We start from the raw sequence: 19,171 nt of genomic DNA on the forward strand, positions 1-19,171 counted from the left end.
AAGAGGACGAGAAGAGACCCGTGCATAGGTATAGGTACATAAGTCGACTGCTGGCGTTCGCCCTGCTGGTGCTGCAGGGTCTCGTGCTGGGCGCGAACCTGTTTGCCGACGAGGCTGAGCAACGTCGCGTGGAGATATCGATGTCGATATTTCCACGCATTGTGGCGGTGGACAACGATTTTCGAAACAAGCTGATGGAAGGAAACCGGGCACAGCTGATGTTTGTGTACGACAAGGATGCCCGGTATGCACAGAAGCTGGCGGAGCAGATCAAAAATGACAGCGACAATATCGGTGGCATGGCTGTGGAAACAGCCGTCGTGAATGTCGCCGACGAGTTGTCGGCAACATCGCCGCCGACGGCCATCTTTATTACGGAAAAATTGACTGATGCCAAGCTGCAGACGGTGATGGAATTTGCCAATGCAACACAGCGGCTGGTGTTTTCGCCATTTTTGGGAGATGTGGAACGCGGCGTAACCGTTGGCATCTCGGTAACGAATCGCGTCAAACCCTTTTTTAATCTGCCTGCCTTGCGCACCTCGAAGGTGACGATCAATGCCCTGCTGATGAAAATGTCGAAACGACATGAGTAGTGTTTTCTCCCGACTGACGACCCGTGTCTCGCTTGCCATGGTGCTGGTCGTGGCCCTGAGCATGGCGATGCTGGTCCGGCACTGGATCTATGTCACGGCACCGACCCTGAAGGCAGCCGAGCAGACCAAGGCGGAATTGCTGGTGACGCCGTACACCCAGTTGCTGGAAACGGCGGTGGATACGAATAATCAAAAACACCTGGAAGCTATTCTGAATCAGCTGATTGTGCTGGAGGATCCCACCTACAAGCAGCCGATCGTGGTGGGCCTGAAAGTCACTCTGATGGATGGAACCGTGTTTGATCGACGCAATAAGGTGTCGGCGGACTCCGTGCCGTTTCATGCAGAGTCACCGATATTCTCGCCAACCACAATGCACTTACTGGGCAGTGTAGAGCTTGAATATAACGATGCCTTTTACAAGCGGGTCATCGATGAGGTCTGGTGGGAGGTGGTCTGGTCGATTGGTCTGGCGTTTCTGCTGCTGATTGCCATGGAGCTGTGGGTGCGCCGATTGCTGAATCCCATGACCGAACTCTCCAATCGACTGGCAACGCTGAATATCGATTCACAGGTGGCCCTGCCGCCTGCCGGGCGTTCCATGAGCAGTGAAATACGCCAGGTATGGAGTGCGCTGGATCTGCTGTTTGCACGACTGCGTCAGCGCGACCGGGCCCTGGAGAGGGAGCATGCCGCGGCTCAGCACGCCTTGCAGGCGAAGCTGGATGCGGAGGCGGTGAGCAAGGAGAAGAGCCAGTTTCTGGCCAATATGAGCCACGAATTGCGTACCCCATTGAATGCCATTATCGGCTATAGCGAGATGCTGTATGAAGAGGTGGGCGCCTCCGGTAATGCGGAAATGGCGGGAGATCTGGTGCGCATTGTCAGCTCGGGACGACATCTCCTTTCATTGATCAGTGATGTGCTGGATCTGTCGAAGATCGAGGCAGGCAAAATGCAGTTATATCTTGATGGCTATGGATTAAGACAGTTGGTGGATGATGTCGTTGTCAATGTTAAACCCATGATCGCCGCCAACGGCAATACGCTTTCGGTGGAGTGCGATAGCGACATCGGTAGCATCTATGCCGATATTCCGAAGTTGAAACAGGCGCTTATTAATCTCATGGGTAATGCTGCAAAGTTCACCCACGCGGGCAACATTAGCCTAAGTGTTGAGCGTGTAGCTGGCGCAGGTGTGGAGTGGATAGTGTTTCGGGTGGCGGATACCGGGATTGGTATCAGCGATGAGCAGAAGAATATCCTGTTTAAGGCGTTTACGCAGGCAGATGAATCGACCACCCGTGAATATGGTGGCACGGGTCTGGGGCTGACGATCAGTCGCAGTGTCTGTCGTCTGATGGGTGGGGATATCACGGTGGAGAGTCAGCAGGGCAAAGGCTCCACGTTTACGATAAAAGTCCCTGCCACCGTTGAGGAACCGCATGCGACAGAAAGCGGGGTTGGTCGGCCTGTCGCTGAAAAAAAGTCCGTGTCCAATGATGGCGAGTGCAGAAATGTCGATGCGCAGCGGGCGCGGCAACCAATGATTCTGGTGATCGATAATGATCCCTTTATGCCGGACCTGCTGGAGCGGTCGCTGGATGAAGACGGTTATTGTGTTGAGGTTGTCGACAACGGAAAGGCAGGCCTTGAGCGGGCCATGGAATTGATGCCCGACCTGATTTTGCTGGATGTGGTGCTGCCCGGTGTCGGCGGCTGGTCAATATTGTCACAGTTAAAGGATGAGCCATTGCTGGCGTCTATCCCGGTGATTATGCATAGCATGATCGATGAGCGCGCAACCGCGATGAGCCTGGGCGCGGCCGATTATATTATCAAGCCCGCGGACCACGCTACGTTGGTGGAATGCATCAATAGAAATCTACAGGCTCCGGGAGGCCCCCGTAATGCGTGATGGGTGGTGTCTCGAACGTGAGTATTCTGGTTTTGGGTTTTCAGGGGTGAGTTTGTAATGAGTATGGCTAGACAGGATATGATTCTGGGAAACGATGCGTCATTTTCAGTATTGATTGTTGACGATAATGAAATGAACCGGGACCTGCTGATGCGCCGCCTGGGGGATTGCGGCTTTCAGTTGGCCACGGCGGAAAATGGCAAGGATGCACTGGTGATGATGCGTCAACAGGCGTTTGATCTGGTGTTGCTGGATATCATGATGCCAGTGATGGATGGCTACGAGACCCTGGAACTGATACAGAAGGATGAGCTGCTGCGGCGCATCCCGGTAATTATGATCACTGCGCTGGATGATGTGGATTGTGCGGTGCGCTGTATCGAGATGGGCGCGGTGGATTATGTGACCAAACCCTTTAATGCGGTGTTGCTGAAGGCGCGCGTCGGCGCGAGTCTGGAGCGTAAGCGCCTGAGTGATCAGGAGCAGCGCCATAGACTGGAGATTGAGCACAGTAATCAGCATTTATCCGAGGAGGTGCGGGCCAAGATCCGCGAAATCTCCCGCTCGCAGTTGGCGGCGATTTTCGCCATGTCAAAACTGGCGGAGTCTCGCGACCCGGAAACCGGTGAACACCTTGAGCGTATGCGCGAGTATTGCCGCTTGCTGTCTGAACAATTGAGCCGGATGCCAAAGTATCGATCGATTATTGATCGTGAGTTTGTCGAAAATATTTATGCGGCCAGCCCCCTGCATGACATCGGCAAGGTTGGGATTGAGGACCGCGTGTTGCTGAAGCCGGGGTCCCTAACCGACGCCGAATGGATGCTGATGAAGCAGCATCCCATCATTGGCGCGGAGACCCTGCGTGAGGTGGATCGGCAGCACCCGGGTAATGCCTTCATTCATACCGGGATCGATATCGCGGAAAGCCATCATGAAAAATGGGACGGCTCTGGTTATCCCTACGGGCGGTCCGGTGAGGAGATTCCCCTGGTGGCGCGCATACTTGCCCTGGGTGACGTGTATGATGCGCTTACCTCAAAGCGTTGTTACAAGGATGCCTTCAGTCACCAAAAGAGCCGCGACATTATTGCACAGGGCAGTGGCAGCCATTTTGACCCGGATGTGGTGCTGGCCTTCTTCGAGACGGAGGATGAGTTTATGAAGGTGAGAATGAATTTCAAGGATGCCGATCAGGACTGATAGCGGGGATTGTTATTAACAGCAGTTATCTTGTGTAGGACAGCATGCAAATAAGAATGCAAATTAAAGGAGACATAATGATGTCGAAAGTGTTATTGGTGGAAGACAATGAGATGAATCGTGACATGTTGTCGCGACGCCTGGAGCGAAAGGGTTTTGAGGTGGTGTTTGCGCAAGACGGCAGCGTTGCCGTGGAGCTGGCCAGCTCGGAACAGCCGGCACTGATCTTGATGGATATGAGTCTGCCGGTCATGGATGGTTGGGAGGCGACGCGCCGCATCAAGGCGAATCCCGCGACCCAGGGCATCCCGGTTATTGCCCTCACGGCCCACGCGATGGCGGGGGATAAGGAAAAGGCGATGGAGGCGGGGTGTGAGGATTACGATACAAAGCCCGTAGATTTTCCACGGTTACTGGGCAAGATTGAATCCCTGATTGGCGGTTGAAAAGGCACGTCCCCCGGTGCGCTACAGAGGCCGTATATCGCATTTAATGTTATTGCTATACGTTATTGGGCAGGTAACGGTTTTCTGTTTACAAAGAAAAGCCAAGGTTGGTAAGATCCTGCTCAGGGTTTTAGGTCTGGATGTCACGACTTCGGGTATGTCGAATCAGTGAGCACCGACAGGCGAAGATGCGGGTAAGCCACCGTTTTACTGGTCTATCGTCGCCGTAACGTTGGCATGAACGCCGTCTTAGTGAAGAGCGTTTGTTAAGTGTAGTAAGGGGATAACATGCTGTCTGAAAATCGCACCATTCCGGAACGTCGCGCCCGTTCACATCAGGAAATCAATGATCTGGTTGAAACCCGCACCGGCGCACTGGCGCTATACAGTGAGCTGGCCTCCCGGCAGCCCTTCAAGCCCGAGCAGGATACACAACGCCTATTGCAGACTTTCTGCGAATCCCTGATTGATTACACGGCCAGCGCCCATTTCCAGCTGTATCGGCATATTGATGAAGATCGCGAACGCCGCCAGCCGATTCGCTCCATCGCCGATGAGGTCTATCCCAACATCTCCAATATTACCCAGCAGATCCTCGACTTCAACGACAAGTATGACTGCGAAGACCACTGTGGTGACTTCAGTCATCTGGCCCATGACCTGTCCGACCTCGGTGAAAAACTGGCGGACCGTATCGAGCTTGAAGACCGCCTGATCGCGCTATTGTCCTCGCCGCGTAGCAACGGCTGATTGCCTTTTTGACGCACCTTAGGGTGGCTTGAAACAGGGCCTCTGAAACGGGGTCTCTGAAACGATCGATTGAGTGCCGCGAAATAGCGGCATTTTTTTTGCCGATGTGATTTTGGACGAAAACGTTTTTGGGCGATGAAGGCCTGCCGATCTATCTTTTCCGGCCTATCTCTTCCGGCCTATCTCTTCCGGTCTATCTAAAGGTCTGTGCGAAGTTGAAGGCAAGGTTCTCGTAGGCCCCGTTTTGCACGGCGAGACTCACGCGTCCGCCCGCCCCTGTCAGCCACTCCAGCTCAACCTGCAGCTGCGGCGCGGAATCGAGCCGCAGGTTAAGGGCGTCATTGATATCCCCGCGGGCGCTTCGTCCTGCTTCGATCTCGCTGTAGGCCCAGCCCAGTACGATTCCCAGGCGTTGTCCCAGAACCAGTCTGCCACGGGCGGCCAGCGTCCATTCGTGCCAGCTGAGCGTGGCCGACTGGCTGTCGGTCTTATGGCGGGTCTCCTGGTAGCGATAGTCGGCGTGCAGGCCCAGTTGCGGATTGCGGCCATAGTGGCCGCGCAGCGCAAACCCCGCGTGATAGCCGTTCAGGCTCATGCCGGTCAGTACCGTGTCATTGTCCATGCTGAGATAACTGGAGCCGGTGTTAAAACCGAAATGGATATTTTTCTCCTGCAGGGAAAAGACCGAGAGGCTGATGCGCTCCAGGTTGACCGGGTAGTGCGTGGTGCTGTCGCGCAGGTCGATGTCGCTGCGGGAAAAGCTCAGGGTAAAATCGAAGGGGTCGCGATAGGGGTTACTATAGGCACTACTATAGGGGCCGTCGCCACGGGGATCGGACTGCGCAAAGCCGGTCGGCGTGAAACTCATGCCGACCAGGGCGATCGCCAGCCATCGCACGGCCCGGGCCTGGGCGACGAGGCGCAGGGCGCAGGTGGTCAGCGTTGTGTGCAAAGGAATCTGTGGCGGCGGCATGTGCTGGGCTTTGGTGGCTGATTGTTGGTTTCGACATCGGGCCAGTGCCCACTATAGGATAACGCGCAGGTTATGGCATCATCACAGACAGACAACAGGAACGGGCAACAGGGGCGTGTGTTTAATGATCGATGATACGGATGGCGTGAAACGGCCAGTCGACAAGCCGGGCAGGGGACGATTTCACACGCGGCATAACGGGCGAGGTCGCTGCTGCGGGTCCTTGTTCTGGCTGGTGAGTCTGCTGTGTTTTGCGCCGGCCCCGCTGTGGGCCGAGGCGTCACTGACGATCATCTACTCCGGCAACCTTGACGGTGAGCTGGAACCCTGTGGCTGTAGCGCAGAGGGAAACTTTGGCGGCATCAAGCGGCGTGCCACCCTGTTGCAGCGGCTGCGGGCGGAGAACCCTAATCTGGTGCTGCTGTCTGCCGGCGGCCTGTTGAGTGCCGATGGCCCCGGGGATCGGCTGAAAGGCGAGTACATCCTCAAGGGAATGGCGATGCTGGATTACGATGCCATTGCCGTGCAGTGGCGTGACCTGGCCTATGGGGAGGCGTTTGCGGCGTCCGTTGCCCTGCCCTGGGTGTTGAGTAATAGCCGCAGCGCCATCGCCGGTTTTCAGCCCCAGCGTCTGATCGAGCGTGACGCTCAGCGTATTGCCTACTTCAGCTGGCTGGATAGTAAGGGCTCACCTATGCGTCAGATGCAGGGTGAACACGGGCTGGTGGATGAGGCCCCCGCCGCCCTGCGCGAGGCCCTGCGGCAGGCCCACGCGCAGGGGCAATTGACGGTGCTGGCCACGGATCTCAGCGGCCAGGCGTTTGCCGAAGCGGTGGGCCTCGCCGATGTCGATATCCTGATCGAAAAGGCCGCCTACGAGGTGTACGGCGAGCCGCGCATGCAGGAGGGCACTCTGATCGTGCAGCCCGGCTCGCGGGGAATGCGGCTGGGTCGCCTGGACCTGAGTGTGGAGGGCGGACGTATCCGGACCTGGCGGCATGCGATCCTGCCCATGCCGAATACAATTCCCGATGCCCCCCAGTTGGCGGCCTGGTACGACGAATACAATGCCCGCGTGAAGGCTGACTATCTGCAGCGGGTCGAGCTCCGCAAGACCCAAACGGCAGGCGCCAGCCCTTTTGCGGGCGAGGCGGTGTGCCAGACCTGTCATGCCGCCCAGCATCAGGTCTGGTTTGATACTGCCCACGCCACCGCCTACGAGAAGCTGGAGGCGGTGAGCAAGGCCTTCGACCCGGCCTGTATCCGCTGTCACGTGGTCGGCTTTGATCAGCCCGGCGGTTTTTTTGACATCAATATCACCGCCCATCTGATGGGGGTGCAGTGTGAATCCTGTCACGGCGCCGGACAGGCGCATGCGGCGGCCGGTGGCAGTCAGCCGCTGGCCAACGCCGGCTGGACTCCGCAACAGATGTGCGGCCAGTGCCATGTGCAGAAACACAGTCCGGGATTTGTATTCGACCGCTACTGGCCGAAGATCGCCCATTAGGAGGCTGTCATCAGCGCACATAAATTGTGCGCGATAGAGGGTGACTGCCCCTTGATGGTGCACTGCGATGGGCGTGAAAAGCGAAATATTGCCCTATCTTATTGATTTTATTTCTTTAAATAACCTGTGTAGCCATTGGTGCAAAATTTGCATTATGTGCACACATTTTGGTTTTGTTATTGAATGGGAGCAGTTATGGAAGCCATGCAGTCGGGTAGCAACGTTCTTTTCATTCTTCTGGGCGCCATTATGGTGCTGGCCATGCACGCCGGATTCGCCTTCCTGGAGGTGGGCACGGTACGCAAAAAGAATCAGGTCAATGCGCTGGTCAAGATCATCGTCGATTTTGCCGTCTCCACCATCGCCTATTTCTTCATCGGTTACAGCATCGCCTATGGCATTGGCTTCATGGATGGGGCGCAGGTGCTCAGCGAGAAAAACGGCTACGAGCTGGTGAAGTTCTTCTTTCTGCTGACCTTTGCCGCGGCGATTCCCGCCATTGTCTCCGGCGGCATCGCCGAGCGGGCGCGGTTCTACCCGCAGATTGTCGCCACTTTTTTGATTGTGGCCCTGCTGTACCCCCTGTTTGAGGGCGTGGTCTGGAACGGAAACTTCGGTGTGCAGGACTGGATCGCGGCCACCTTCGGCGCACCGTTTCATGATTTTGCCGGTTCGGTGGTGGTGCATGCCATGGGCGGCTGGATTGCCCTGGGCGCGGTGCTGTTGCTGGGTGCGCGCCACGGACGCTATAACCGGGACGGCGCCATCTCGGCCCATCCGCCCTCCAGTATTCCCTTTCTGGCCCTCGGCGCCTGGATACTGACGGTGGGCTGGTTTGGCTTCAATGTGATGTCGGCCCAGACCATCGACGCGGTCAGCGGTCTGGTGGCCGTGAACTCGCTGATGGCCATGGTCGGGGGCATCCTCGCCGCCCTGCTGGTGGGCAGGAATGACCCGGGCTTCGTGCACAACGGCCCACTGGCCGGGCTGGTGGCGGTGTGCGCCGGTTCGGACATCATGCACCCCATGGGCGCCCTGGTGACAGGTGCCGTGGCGGGTGGCCTGTTTGTGTGGACCTTCACCCTGACGCAGAACAGATGGAAGATCGATGACGTGCTGGGGGTCTGGCCACTGCACGGTCTGTGCGGGGCCTGGGGCGGGATCGCCGCCGGCATCTTCGGCCTGGAGGCCCTCGGCGGCATGGGCGGGGTGAGCTTTGGCGCGCAGCTGGCGGGCACGCTGCTGGGGGTGGGGGTCGCCCTGGCCGGTGGCTTGGTGATCTACGGCCTGGTGAAAAAGACCGTCGGCATCCGCCTGACCCAGGAGGAGGAATACGAGGGCGCCGATCTCAGCATCCACAAGATCGCCTCCGAGTCGAGTTACGAAAAGTAGCGCGGTCGACGCCTGCCTCGTGCTGTCGGTGGTCAGGGAAAACTCGGGCCAGATGTGCTATTCTGCGCGGCCACTATTTTTGGACCGGACCCGTTTTTGACCGAGCCCGGTGCGAGCGGGTTTATGAGGACGCGACGTTTATCCGTCGGTCTTTGATTCGACGACAGGGCAGGCACTGAGACAATGACTTTGGAACACACGCCGGGCAAGCAGCCGGTACGCAAGCTGTACATCAAGACCTTCGGCTGTCAGATGAACGAGTACGACTCCGCCAAGACGGCGGAGCTGCTCGGCGCCAGCCATGGGCTCACCCTGGTGGCGACGCCGGAAGAGGCCGATGTGCTACTGCTCAACACCTGCTCGGTGCGTGAAAAGGCGCAGGAAAAGGTCTTCTCCCAGCTGGGCATGTGGCGCGAGATCAAGCAGCAGCGGCCGGATATCGTGATCGGCGTCGGTGGCTGCGTCGCCAGTCAGGAGGGTGAGGCGATCCGTCAGCGCGCCCCCTATGTCGATCTCATCTTCGGCCCGCAGACCCTGCACCGTCTGCCGATGATGTTGACCGAACTGCAGTTACAAAAACGCCCGCAGGTGGACGTGTCCTTTCCCGAGATCGAAAAATTCGACAACCTGCCGGCGCCCAAGGCCGACGGTCCCACCGCCTTTGTCTCCATCATGGAAGGTTGCAGCAAGTACTGTACTTTTTGCGTGGTGCCCTACACCCGCGGCGAGGAGATCAGCCGGCCCTTCGATGATGTGCTGGCCGAGGTGGCGCAGCTGGCGCAGCAGGGCGTGCGCGAGGTGACCCTGCTGGGGCAGAATGTCAACGCCTATCAGGGGCAGATGGATGATGGAGATAATGAAGGAGAGGTTGCCGACCTGGCCCTGCTGATCCACTACGTTGCCGCCATCGAGGGCATCGATCGCATCCGCTATACCACCTCGCACCCGGTGGAACTGTCCGACTCGCTGATTCAGGCCTATGCCGAGGTGCCCGAGCTGGTGGGCCATCTGCACCTGCCGGTACAGACCGGCGCCGATCGCATCCTGGTGCAGATGAAGCGCGGCCACACCGCGCTGGAATACAAGGCCAAGGTGCGCGCGCTGCGCGAGGTGCGTCCCAACCTGAGCCTGTCCTCGGACTTCATCATCGGCTTTCCCGGCGAGACCGAGGCGGATTTTCAGGCCACCATGGACCTTATCGAGAACATCGGCTTCGACCATTCCTTCAGCTTCGTGTACAGCGCCCGCCCCGGCACCCCGGCGGCCGACCTGCCCGACGATGTGCCGCTGGCGGTGAAAAAGCAGCGCCTCGCCATCCTGCAGGCACGCATCAGCGAAATGGCCGCGGCGATCAGTGCCGCCATGGTCGGCACGGTGCAGCGTGTGCTGGTGGAACGCCCCTCACGCAAGGACCCCAAGGAAATGAGCGGCCGCACGGAAAACAATCGCGTGGTGAACTTTGCCGGCCAGCCGCGCCTGATCGGCGAGTTTGTCGACGTGCTCATCACCGAGGCGTACCCCAACTCCCTGCGGGGCGAGGTGCTGCTGGTCGATGAGCCGCCCGTGGCGACCCGGGCGATAATGGCGTAGCCTGTGTCCATGCTCATCACCAACTCCCCCGGAAAGCCCTGAAAATTTGAACGCTCAACCTGACTCGCGTAGTTTCGCCCTCGATCCCGCCGATAATCAGCGACTGGCCAATGTCTGCGGCCAGTTCAACGAACACCTGCGTCTGATCGAGGAGCGACTGGACGTGGAGATCCAGCATCGGGGTAACCAGTTCACCGTGCTCGGCACCCCCGCGGCGACCCAGGTGGCCGAGCAGGTGCTGAAGCAGCTGTTTACCGAGGCGGCCAGCGGTGAGCTCAAGGGTGAGCGCGTGCATCTGTTATTGCAGGAGGGTTCGGCCGGCATGGTCGATCCCTCCAGGCAGGGTGTCGAGCAGCGTTTTAATGTCAGCATCACCACCCGTCATGGGGTGATCAAGGCCCGCGGCGCCAATCAGCAGAAATATCTGCAGAACGTGCTCAGCCATGACATCAATTTCGGGATTGGCCCGGCCGGCACCGGCAAAACCTATCTGGCCGTCGCCTGCGCCGTGGAGGCGCTGGAAAAGCAGACCGTGCAACGCATCCTGCTGGTGCGGCCGGCGGTGGAGGCGGGCGAGCGTCTGGGTTTCCTGCCCGGCGATCTGGCGCAAAAGGTCGATCCCTATCTGCGCCCGCTGTATGACGCCCTGTATGAGATGCTGGGATTTGAGCGTGTCGACAAGCTGATGGAGCGCAATGTTATTGAAGTGGCGCCGCTGGCCTATATGCGCGGCCGCACCCTCAACGAGTCCTACATTATTCTGGATGAGGCACAAAACACCACAGTCGAACAGATGAAGATGTTTCTGACCCGCATCGGTTTTGGCTCGACGGCGGTGATCACCGGTGACGTCACCCAGGTCGATCTGCCCAAGAGCACCCGTTCCGGTCTGGCGCATGTGGTTGGTGTGCTGGAAAAGGTGAAGGGCATCAGCTTTACCTTTTTTGAGGCCAAGGATGTGGTGCGCCACCCCTTGGTGCAAAAGGTGGTGACCGCCTATGATGAATATGAAAAGGCCGAAGCCAAGAAGGCATCACGGAAAGAATAGGCGGTGACGGCAGGCGTGCAGATTGAGTTGCAGATGGCCATCGACACGACTGCGGGCGTTGCCGGGCAGTGGAGCGTGCCGGATACTGAAACGATACAGGCGTGGGCCGATGCGGCACTCAGGCAGGCCGGCATGGATCAGGCCGAACGACAGATGACGGTGCGCATTGTCGATCTGGCGGAGATGACCCAGCTCAATCAGCAGTACCGGCACAAAACGGGCGCAACCAATGTATTATCCTTTCCCTTTGAGCTGCTCCCCGGGGTTCCGGCAGCGGCGGGCGAGGATTCCCTGGGCGACCTTGTCATCTGCGCCGCCGTGGTGGAACAGGAGGCTGAGCAGCAGCACAAGGCGGCCGTGGCGCATTGGGCACACATGATTGTGCATGGTACTTTGCACCTGCTGGGCTATGATCATTTGACCGATGACGAGGCGCAGCAGATGGAAATGAAAGAGATAGCCATACTCGAGAGTTTTGGTTATGCCAATCCCTACGACAACCCCAACGACAACCCCTACGAATAGATGTCTGAACATCAGCAAAAATTAAACAACACAGTAATCAACAGAGTAAACATAAAAAATTATGAGTGAAGATCGATCTAGTAGCGCTGCCGTTGGCAACGGACGGCAGCAACCTTCCTGGCTGGATAGACTCGGCCAGACCCTCCTGAATAAAACCTTTTCCTCGCGACCCAAAGACCGGGACCAGCTGGATATGGTTTTACGCGACGCCCAGAAACATAACCTGCTGGACCATGATGCGCTGACGATGATCGAAGGCGTGTTGACCGTGTCCGACATGCAGGTGCGTGATGTGATGGTGCCGCGTTCGCAGATGATCGTGGTGGAAGAGGCGGCATCGCCGGAGACCTTTCTGCCGGTGATTATCGAATCCGCCCATTCCCGTTTTCCGGTGGTGGGGGATACGCGCGATGAAATCGTCGGTATCCTGCTGGCAAAGGATCTGCTGGCCTATATCGCTGAGCGCGATGCCAAGCCGGCAGAAGGGAATAGCCATAAGTTTAATCTGCGGGACATATTGCGGCCCGCCGTGTTTGTGCCTGAAAGCAAGCGCCTGAATGTGTTGTTAAAGGATTTCCGCGCTAACCGTAATCACATGGCGATTGTTGTTGATGAATATGGCGGGGTGGCCGGACTGGTCACCATCGAGGATGTGCTGGAACAGATTGTGGGTGATATCGAAGACGAGCACGATTTTGAAGATGATGTATTTATCGTTAAACATTCGGATACTCATTACACCCTTAAGGCGCTGACGCCGGTCGAAGAATTTAATGAGTATTTCGAAGACACCCTGAGTGATGACGAATGCGATACCATCGGTGGCCTGATCATGCGCGAGTTCGGTCGCATGCCAGAGCGTGGTGAAAAGTGCCGGATCGGCCGCTACGGTTTCAAGGTGTTGCGGGCCGACAGTCGGCGCATCCATCTGCTGCAAATGAATATTCTGGAAACGGATGAAGCTGAAATCGCACCCGGTAAGTCCACCACTAGTACTCCTTCAACCTAATAATGATGGGCTCAGTTGGCCTGTCAGCGTTCAGGGCAAGGCGCGCCTCGCAACTAATGGCCGTAGCCCTTAGTAAGAGGCGCAACGCCGCCATGGACGCTGACAGGTCAACCCTTCGGGCGCTCCTGTGGTGTCCCGCTGCGCGTCGCCTAAAGCGCCTACTTTTGGTGCAGTGCTTGACAAGGACTATGGCCATTGCCTGCGCACTGCGCCTTGCCGCGAAACACCACAGGAACGCTGAGCCCATCATTATTAGGTTGAAGGAGTACTACAAAACCTGATGTCGAACGTCGCCGTGTCTAGGGCTAGCCGATGTCCGGGGATGTGTGTCGGCTGGCGGGCATCGATCGTGGCCTTACTGGCCGGCGCGCTGCTGCCTCTGGCCTTCGCCCCGCTCGGCTGGTTTTTGTTGGCAGTCCTCTCTCCCGCTATTTTATTCCTGTTGAGTTTTCGGGCCACACCGCGTCAGGCCTTGCTCCTTGGTTACAGTTTCGGGGTAGGCTTTTTTGGCGTAGGCGTCTCCTGGGTGGCGGTCAGCTTTTATCGCTTCGGCAGCATGGGTGGGGTGTTGTCCGTCGCCGCGACCTTGCTGTTCGTACTGTTTCTGGCGCTGTTCCCCGCGCTATTGACCTGGGTTGCCCGGCGTTTTTTTTCCGCACTGAGTCCCGCACGCTATTTTATGTTATTGATGCCGGCACTGTGGGTGCTGCTGGAATGGGTGCGCGGCTGGATTCTCACCGGCTTTCCCTGGCTGAACCTGGGTTACAGCCAAACCGATGCGCCGCTGGGCGGGCTGGCGCCGGTGCTCGGTGTGTATGGTATCTCCTGGGCGGTGGCCCTGACCGCGGGGCTGTTGCTGACCGCCTGGTGTGAAGATGGGCGCCGCCGCGTGGCGAGTCTTGGGGGTATGGTCTTGCTGTGGGCCGTTGCCGGACTGTTATGGCCAGTGGGCTGGTCCGAGCCGCATGGCCGGCCGATCACCGCCAGCCTGATCCAGGGCAATGTGCCGCAGAATCTGAAATGGCGGCCGGAACAGCGTGGCCAGACCATCGATCTGTACACCCGCCTGAGCCGCGAACACTGGGATAGCGATATGGTGATCTGGCCGGAGACCGCACTGCCGGCCTATTTCCATCAGGCGCAAAGTTTTTTACAGGGGCTGGCGCGCGAGGCGCGGGACAATGGTGGGGCGACCCTGCTGGTGGGGCTGCCGGTGATGGCCGAGACGGATAATACGCGGTATTACAATGGCGTCGTGCGGGTAGGCACCGGTGATGATGAGTTCCCCTCGCAGATCTATCGAAAATCGCACCTGGTGCCTTTCGGTGAATACATTCCGCTGCAATCGGTGCTGGGAAAATTATTGGATATCCTGCAGGTGCCGATGGCCAGCTTTAGCCGCGGTGCGGAGGTGCAGCCGCTGCTGACCCTGATCGATAAAAAAGATGCATCAGAGAATGAGCAACACCCGGTACAAAAGATTGCGGTGTCGATCTGTTACGAAGATGCCTTTGGTGAAGAGGTGATCCGCAATCTGCCGGCCGCGACCCTGCTGGTGAATGTCAGCAATGATGCCTGGTTCGGTGATTCCTTCGCCCCCCACCAGCATCTGCAAATGGCCCGTATGCGTAGCATGGAGACCTCGCGACCGATGCTGCGGTCAACGAACAACGGCGTTTCCGCGATCATCGATCACCGCGGTGAGGTGCGGGCGTCCTCACCCCAGTTTGAGGTGGCCGTGCTGAATGGTGAGGTCCAGCCCCGTTCCGGTGCCACACCCTATGTGACGCTGGGCAACTGGCCGGTATTGTCCTGCCTGTTGCTGGTGTTTCTGTTTTGTGGGACTTGCCTGCGTCGACGTCAGTAGTACCTCACTCTGCGTTAAATAAAGCCAAACCGTAGCCGCTATTTCAGGTCATGCACATGCCGTTGATGTGCGCGGACCTGTTCTGCTGAAGTTATTGTGGCCGGCAAGCGGCTTGTCACCCAGAGGCAATAAAAATGGAAGAACCCATTCAAGAGATTTCGTTTCGTGAAAGCGTCAACCGGATGGTGGACTGTGCGCTCGAGGTGATGGATCTGGCGCCGGACGTGGCCGCGGCCATCAAGGCCTGCAATGCCGTATTGCAGGTCAATTTTCCCGTCAAGATACGGGGCAAGGTGGAGATGATTACCGGCTGGCGTGCGGTACACAGTACCCATCGTCTGCCGGTCAAGGGCGGCATCCGTTACGCGCTGTGTGTGAACCAAAACGAGATCGAGGCGCTGGCGGCGCTGATGACCTACAAGTGCGCCATCGTGGACGTGCCCTTTGGTGGCTCTAAGGGGGGGCTGCTGATCGATCCACACAAATATGAGCGCGATGAGATGGAGCTGATCACGCGTCGCTTCACCCTGGAGCTGGTGCGCAAAGACTTTCTCAGCCCGGCGACCAATGTGCCGGCGCCGGACATGGGTACCGGCCAGCGGGAGATGGCCTGGATGGCCGATACCTACAAACACCTCAAGCCGGACGATATCAATTATCAGGCCTGTGTGACTGGCAAACCCGTGGAGCATGGTGGAATCCAGGGGCGGACCGAGGCCACCGGCCGCGGCTTGCAATACGCCCTGCAGGAGCTGTTTCGTCACCCTGAGGCCGTGAAAGAGACCGGCCTCAGCGGAAGTCTGGGTGGCAAGACGGTGGTGGTTCAGGGTTTCGGCAATGTGGGTTATCACGCCTCAAAATTTCTGTTTGAGGAGGATGGCTGCAGGGTAATCGCTGTGACCGACAGCAAGGGCGTGCTGGTCAATGACGATGGCCTGGATATCGAGGCGGCCTATCGCTACAAGGTGGAAAATCATACGCTGAAAGGTTTTCCCGGCGGTCGTTATGAAGAGGGCAGCACGCTCCGCGCCCTGGAGATGGACTGCGATATCCTGATCCCCGCAGCGATGGAGGCGCAGATCAGTCTGGAAAATGCCGATCGCATCAAGGCCCGGATCATCATCGAGGCGGCCAATGGCCCGATCACCTTTGCGGCGGATGAAATTCTGAGCAAGCGCGGTGTGGTGATTATCCCTGATGCCTACGCGAATGCCGGCGGTGTGGTGGTCTCGTATTTTGAATGGATACGCAATCTGTCCCATATCCGCTTTGGGCGGATGCAGCGGCTGTATGATGAGTCGCGCTCACAGCAGCAGATGCAGGCCCTGGAAGACCTTACTGGAAAATTGGTGCCCGACGCGTTCAAGCTGAAAATCAACGGTGGCGCAAGTGAGCTGGACCTGGTGCGTTCCGGTCTGGATGACAGCATGCGTCAGGCCTTTCAGCAGATGCGCGAGGTCCGCGAGGGAAATCCGAAGATCACCACATACCGTATGGCAGCTTATGTGATTGCGATACGCAAGATCTCCCGCTCCTATCTGGATATCGGGATTTATTGAGGTCGGGCTTGCATTGATGCGGTGGCCAGGGCGGCGGCGCGTAGCACGTTGCAGCCTCCTGGCCGCCGGCCGGGACTGCACCTTTCTGTGCGCAGGCTGTCTGAGGCTACGGCAGGCTTGCAGTGTGCGCCGACGGTTACCGATGGGGATGAAAATCGCAGCGGCAGGCTTGTCAGCGCATCCCCGCTTGCGTAAGCTTGCCGCCGGAAGTCGGCTGGACAGTCGCGGTATCTCCACTTTCGTTTTTACGGAAGGGGCGATACGGAGGAAAGTCCGGGCTCCATAGGGCAGAGTGCCAGGTAATACCTGGGGGGCGTGAGCCTACGGAAAGTGCAACAGAAAATACACCGCCGATGGCCTTCGGTTTTCGAACCGGGGCACAGGTAAGGTTGAAATGGTGCGGTAAGAGCGCACCGCGCTGTTGGTAACAACAGTGGCAGGGAAAACCCCACTCGGAGCAAGACCAAATAGGGGAACATTGGCGCGGCCCGCGTTGTTCCCGGGTAGGTTGCTTGAGCGACGCGGTGACGCGTTCGCCAGATGAATGACTGTTCACGACAGAACCCGGCTTACAGGCCGACTTCCAACTTTCTTCGACCCGCATGTTCTACCCGCGTGAGCCCTGGAGGCTCACGTCCCGGGTAATTCCCCCGATCCCTCCCGGCTTTATGCCGCGTTAACCCTCTTTCACCCTTCTCACCCTTCTCACCCTTTTTTCGCCCTTTTCCCCTGCTGTGTCTGCCTGTCTGCACCCCTCGCGTGGCTATTATTTAACCAGTTTCGGTGGGCTCGCTGTATTATTCCGACTATCTCCTAAGGATTCACATTAACTCTTTTCGCCAAGAAATTGATTATATAAAGGTAGTCTGGGCGACCTGGCTCGGGTCTTGGCAGATGCTGCTAAGTCGTTGTGTAAAAAGCAGGTTTTTGGTGTTTGTTGGGCGCTATTTTCTTGACAGTGGGTGTATTGGGTACCATAGTGTAATAATGTGGGAAAAGGTGGCGAATAGTGGATTTTTCAGATTCGCGGCCGTTAAGACTGGGAGCTGGCGCAATAGTTGCGCCCAATGATCGCGCCGATTGTCGCGCCAGGGGTTGGGTAAGTGTTTCGAGGGGTCAATTCACTCAATTTGGATGCCAAGGGGCGTATGGCGATGCCGACGCGCTATCGGCAGCACCTGTCTGATATGTGTGGCGGGCAGATGGTGATTACCGTGGACAATGGCGACCGCTGCCTGCTGCTCTACCCCTTGCAGGAGTGGGAGGTGGTTGAGCGCAAGTTGCAGCAGCTCCCCAGTTTTAACAAGCAGGCGCGGCGGTTGCAGCGCCTGTTGATCGGCCACGCCACGGAGGTGGAGATGGATGGTGTCGGGCGGCTGCTGGTACCGCCGCCGCTACGGGAATTCGCCGGGCTGGATAAGCGCACGGTGCTGATCGGCCAGAGCAACAAATTTGAGCTATGGGATGAGGCCCTCTGGAATGAGCGCTGCAGCGCCTGGCTGGCAGAGGGTGATGAGCTCGGTGAGCTGCCGGAAGAGATGGAGACGATGTCGTTATAGGGCCGATGAGCGAAGACTTCGTGCATCAGCCGGTGTTATTCAACGAGGTGTTGGAGGGCTTGGCCATAAAACCTGACGGCATCTACGTGGATGGCACCTATGGCCGCGGCGGACATGCCGGGGCCATTTTAGAACGGTTGGGTCCAGAGGGACGGCTGTTGGCCATTGATAAGGATCCGCAGGCCGTTGAGGCCGCCAGAAATCGGTTTGGTGCGGATCCGCGGTTTGCGATTGAGCAGGGTTCGTTTACGCAGTTGGAGTCGCTGGTGCAGAAACGGGGTTGGCAGCAACAGGGGGGTGTCGACGGGGTGCTACTGGACCTCGGGGTCTCCTCTCCCCAGTTGGATGATCCCGGCCGTGGATTTAGTTTTCGCCACAACGGCGCGCTCGACATGCGGATGGATCCAGGCGTGGGGCAGAGTGCGGCCGAATGGCTGGCCACGGCGGAGGCCTACGATATCCGTCGGGTGCTGCGTGACTACGGCGAAGAGAAGTTTGCCAAGCGCATTGCCTACGCCATCGTCAAGGCGCGAGAAGAACATCCCATTACGACTACCGGCCAGCTGGCGGCCCTGATCGCCGAGGCGAGCCCCGTGCGCGAACGGGGCAAGGATCCGGCCACCCGCAGCTTTCAGGCCATCCGCATTTTTATTAATGATGAGCTGGGCGATGTGAAGGCCTGCCTGCCGCAGGCGCTGAATGTGCTGCGCCCGGGCGGGCGTCTGGCGGTGATCAGCTTTCATTCACTGGAGGATCGCATCGTAAAACGCTTTATGCGCGATCAGGCGCGAGGTGATGAGTACCCGCCGGATCTGCCAATACCGCAGTCGGCGCTGTCGCCAAGGCTGCGTCTGCTGGGACGGGCGATTCGCGCCAGCCAACAGGAAATAGATCTTAATCCGCGCGCCCGTAGCGCGGTATTACGTTTAGCGGAGCGGCTGCATTGAATGAACAGATCGGGACTGCTGATAACGATGGTGCTGGCTGTGCTGGCCTCGGCGGTCGCCGTGATTGAGGTCAAGCATGAGAGCCGCAAGCGCTTCGTCGAATTGCAGGCGCTGGAAAAAATGCGCGACGCAATGAATGTGGAATGGGGACAGCTGCAGCTGGAGCAGGGCACCTGGTCCACGCACAGTCGCGTCGAGCGCCTTGCCCGTAAGAATCTACAAATGGTTATGCCTGAAATGCAGTCCGTGGTGATTGTTAAGAAGGCGCCGGAACAACACTAA

At 58.1% G+C, this 19,171-nt stretch carries 17 protein-coding genes and 1 other RNA gene; 17 read left to right on the forward strand and 1 reads right to left on the reverse strand.

Translation table 11 applies throughout. The features are described 5' to 3' along the window. Positions 1 to 20: 20 nt before the first annotated feature. From RRB22_00785 to RRB22_00805, 5 genes are all read left to right on the forward strand, one after another. Entirely contained in the window at positions 21 to 596 is a 576-nt protein-coding gene (locus RRB22_00785) for a hypothetical protein (GenBank protein ID MDT8382930.1), read from the forward strand. Further along, positions 589 to 2,514, forward strand: a complete 1,926-nt coding sequence (locus tag RRB22_00790) for an ATP-binding protein (protein MDT8382931.1) — start codon at positions 589 to 591, stop codon at positions 2,512 to 2,514. The genes RRB22_00785 and RRB22_00790 overlap by 8 nt, the downstream gene beginning before the upstream one ends. Positions 2,515 to 2,571: 57 nt before the next feature. Continuing rightward, a complete protein-coding gene (locus tag RRB22_00795; GenBank protein ID MDT8382932.1) occupies positions 2,572 to 3,717 on the forward strand; it encodes a response regulator in 1,146 nt (381 codons plus the stop codon). 80 nt (positions 3,718 to 3,797) lie between these two features. Then, positions 3,798 to 4,163 (forward strand): response regulator, encoded by a 366-nt coding sequence (locus RRB22_00800; GenBank protein ID MDT8382933.1) that lies wholly within the window; start codon positions 3,798 to 3,800, stop codon positions 4,161 to 4,163. Positions 4,164 to 4,451: 288 nt separating this feature from the next. Continuing rightward, positions 4,452 to 4,913: an Rsd/AlgQ family anti-sigma factor gene (locus RRB22_00805; protein ID MDT8382934.1), complete on the forward strand. Its 462-nt coding sequence runs from the start codon at positions 4,452 to 4,454 to the stop codon at positions 4,911 to 4,913. Positions 4,914 to 5,106: 193 nt separating this feature from the next. On the opposite strand, the gene RRB22_00810 is transcribed toward RRB22_00805, so the two are convergent. Beyond that, complete coding sequence (locus RRB22_00810; GenBank protein MDT8382935.1) at positions 5,107 to 5,865, reverse strand: hypothetical protein; 759 nt, start codon at positions 5,863 to 5,865, stop codon at positions 5,107 to 5,109. A gap of 145 nt (positions 5,866 to 6,010) precedes the next feature. On the opposite strand from RRB22_00810, the gene RRB22_00815 reads away from it, so the two are divergent. From RRB22_00815 to ftsL, 12 genes are all read left to right on the forward strand, one after another. Continuing rightward, on the forward strand, positions 6,011 to 7,393 hold the full coding sequence (locus RRB22_00815; protein ID MDT8382936.1) for a multiheme c-type cytochrome: 1,383 nt from the start codon (positions 6,011 to 6,013) through the stop codon (positions 7,391 to 7,393). A gap of 195 nt (positions 7,394 to 7,588) precedes the next feature. Then, complete coding sequence (locus RRB22_00820; protein MDT8382937.1) at positions 7,589 to 8,785, forward strand: ammonium transporter; 1,197 nt, start codon at positions 7,589 to 7,591, stop codon at positions 8,783 to 8,785. Between the two features lie 183 nt (positions 8,786 to 8,968). Continuing rightward, positions 8,969 to 10,375 carry a tRNA (N6-isopentenyl adenosine(37)-C2)-methylthiotransferase MiaB gene (miaB, locus tag RRB22_00825; GenBank protein MDT8382938.1) on the forward strand — a complete coding sequence of 469 codons (1,407 nt, stop codon included), beginning with the start codon at positions 8,969 to 8,971 and terminating at the stop codon, positions 10,373 to 10,375. A gap of 46 nt (positions 10,376 to 10,421) precedes the next feature. After that, positions 10,422 to 11,423, forward strand: a complete 1,002-nt coding sequence (locus RRB22_00830; GenBank protein MDT8382939.1) for a PhoH family protein — start codon at positions 10,422 to 10,424, stop codon at positions 11,421 to 11,423. 3 nt (positions 11,424 to 11,426) lie between these two features. Then, entirely contained in the window at positions 11,427 to 11,948 is a 522-nt protein-coding gene (ybeY, locus tag RRB22_00835) for an rRNA maturation RNase YbeY (GenBank protein ID MDT8382940.1), read from the forward strand. 61 nt (positions 11,949 to 12,009) lie between these two features. Further along, positions 12,010 to 12,957, forward strand: a complete 948-nt coding sequence (locus RRB22_00840) for a transporter associated domain-containing protein (GenBank protein ID MDT8382941.1) — start codon at positions 12,010 to 12,012, stop codon at positions 12,955 to 12,957. A 349-nt stretch (positions 12,958 to 13,306) separates the two neighbouring features. Beyond that, positions 13,307 to 14,824: an apolipoprotein N-acyltransferase gene (gene lnt / locus RRB22_00845; protein MDT8382942.1), complete on the forward strand. Its 1,518-nt coding sequence runs from the start codon at positions 13,307 to 13,309 to the stop codon at positions 14,822 to 14,824. A gap of 134 nt (positions 14,825 to 14,958) precedes the next feature. After that, positions 14,959 to 16,383, forward strand: a complete 1,425-nt coding sequence (locus RRB22_00850; protein MDT8382943.1) for a Glu/Leu/Phe/Val dehydrogenase — start codon at positions 14,959 to 14,961, stop codon at positions 16,381 to 16,383. 206 nt (positions 16,384 to 16,589) lie between these two features. After that, an RNA gene (rnpB, locus tag RRB22_00855) (RNase P RNA component class A) lies at positions 16,590 to 16,971 on the forward strand. A 515-nt stretch (positions 16,972 to 17,486) separates the two neighbouring features. Beyond that, on the forward strand, positions 17,487 to 17,942 hold the full coding sequence (gene mraZ, locus RRB22_00860; GenBank protein ID MDT8382944.1) for a division/cell wall cluster transcriptional repressor MraZ: 456 nt from the start codon (positions 17,487 to 17,489) through the stop codon (positions 17,940 to 17,942). 5 nt (positions 17,943 to 17,947) lie between these two features. Further along, positions 17,948 to 18,889, forward strand: coding sequence for a 16S rRNA (cytosine(1402)-N(4))-methyltransferase RsmH (gene rsmH / locus RRB22_00865; GenBank protein MDT8382945.1), 942 nt, complete (start codon positions 17,948 to 17,950; stop codon positions 18,887 to 18,889). Further along, complete coding sequence (gene ftsL, locus RRB22_00870) at positions 18,890 to 19,171, forward strand: cell division protein FtsL (protein MDT8382946.1); 282 nt, start codon at positions 18,890 to 18,892, stop codon at positions 19,169 to 19,171. It abuts the gene before it with no gap.

The sequence above is a fragment of the Gammaproteobacteria bacterium genome, assembly GCA_032250735.1.
Lineage (GTDB): Bacteria > Pseudomonadota > Gammaproteobacteria > SZUA-152 > SZUA-152 > SZUA-152.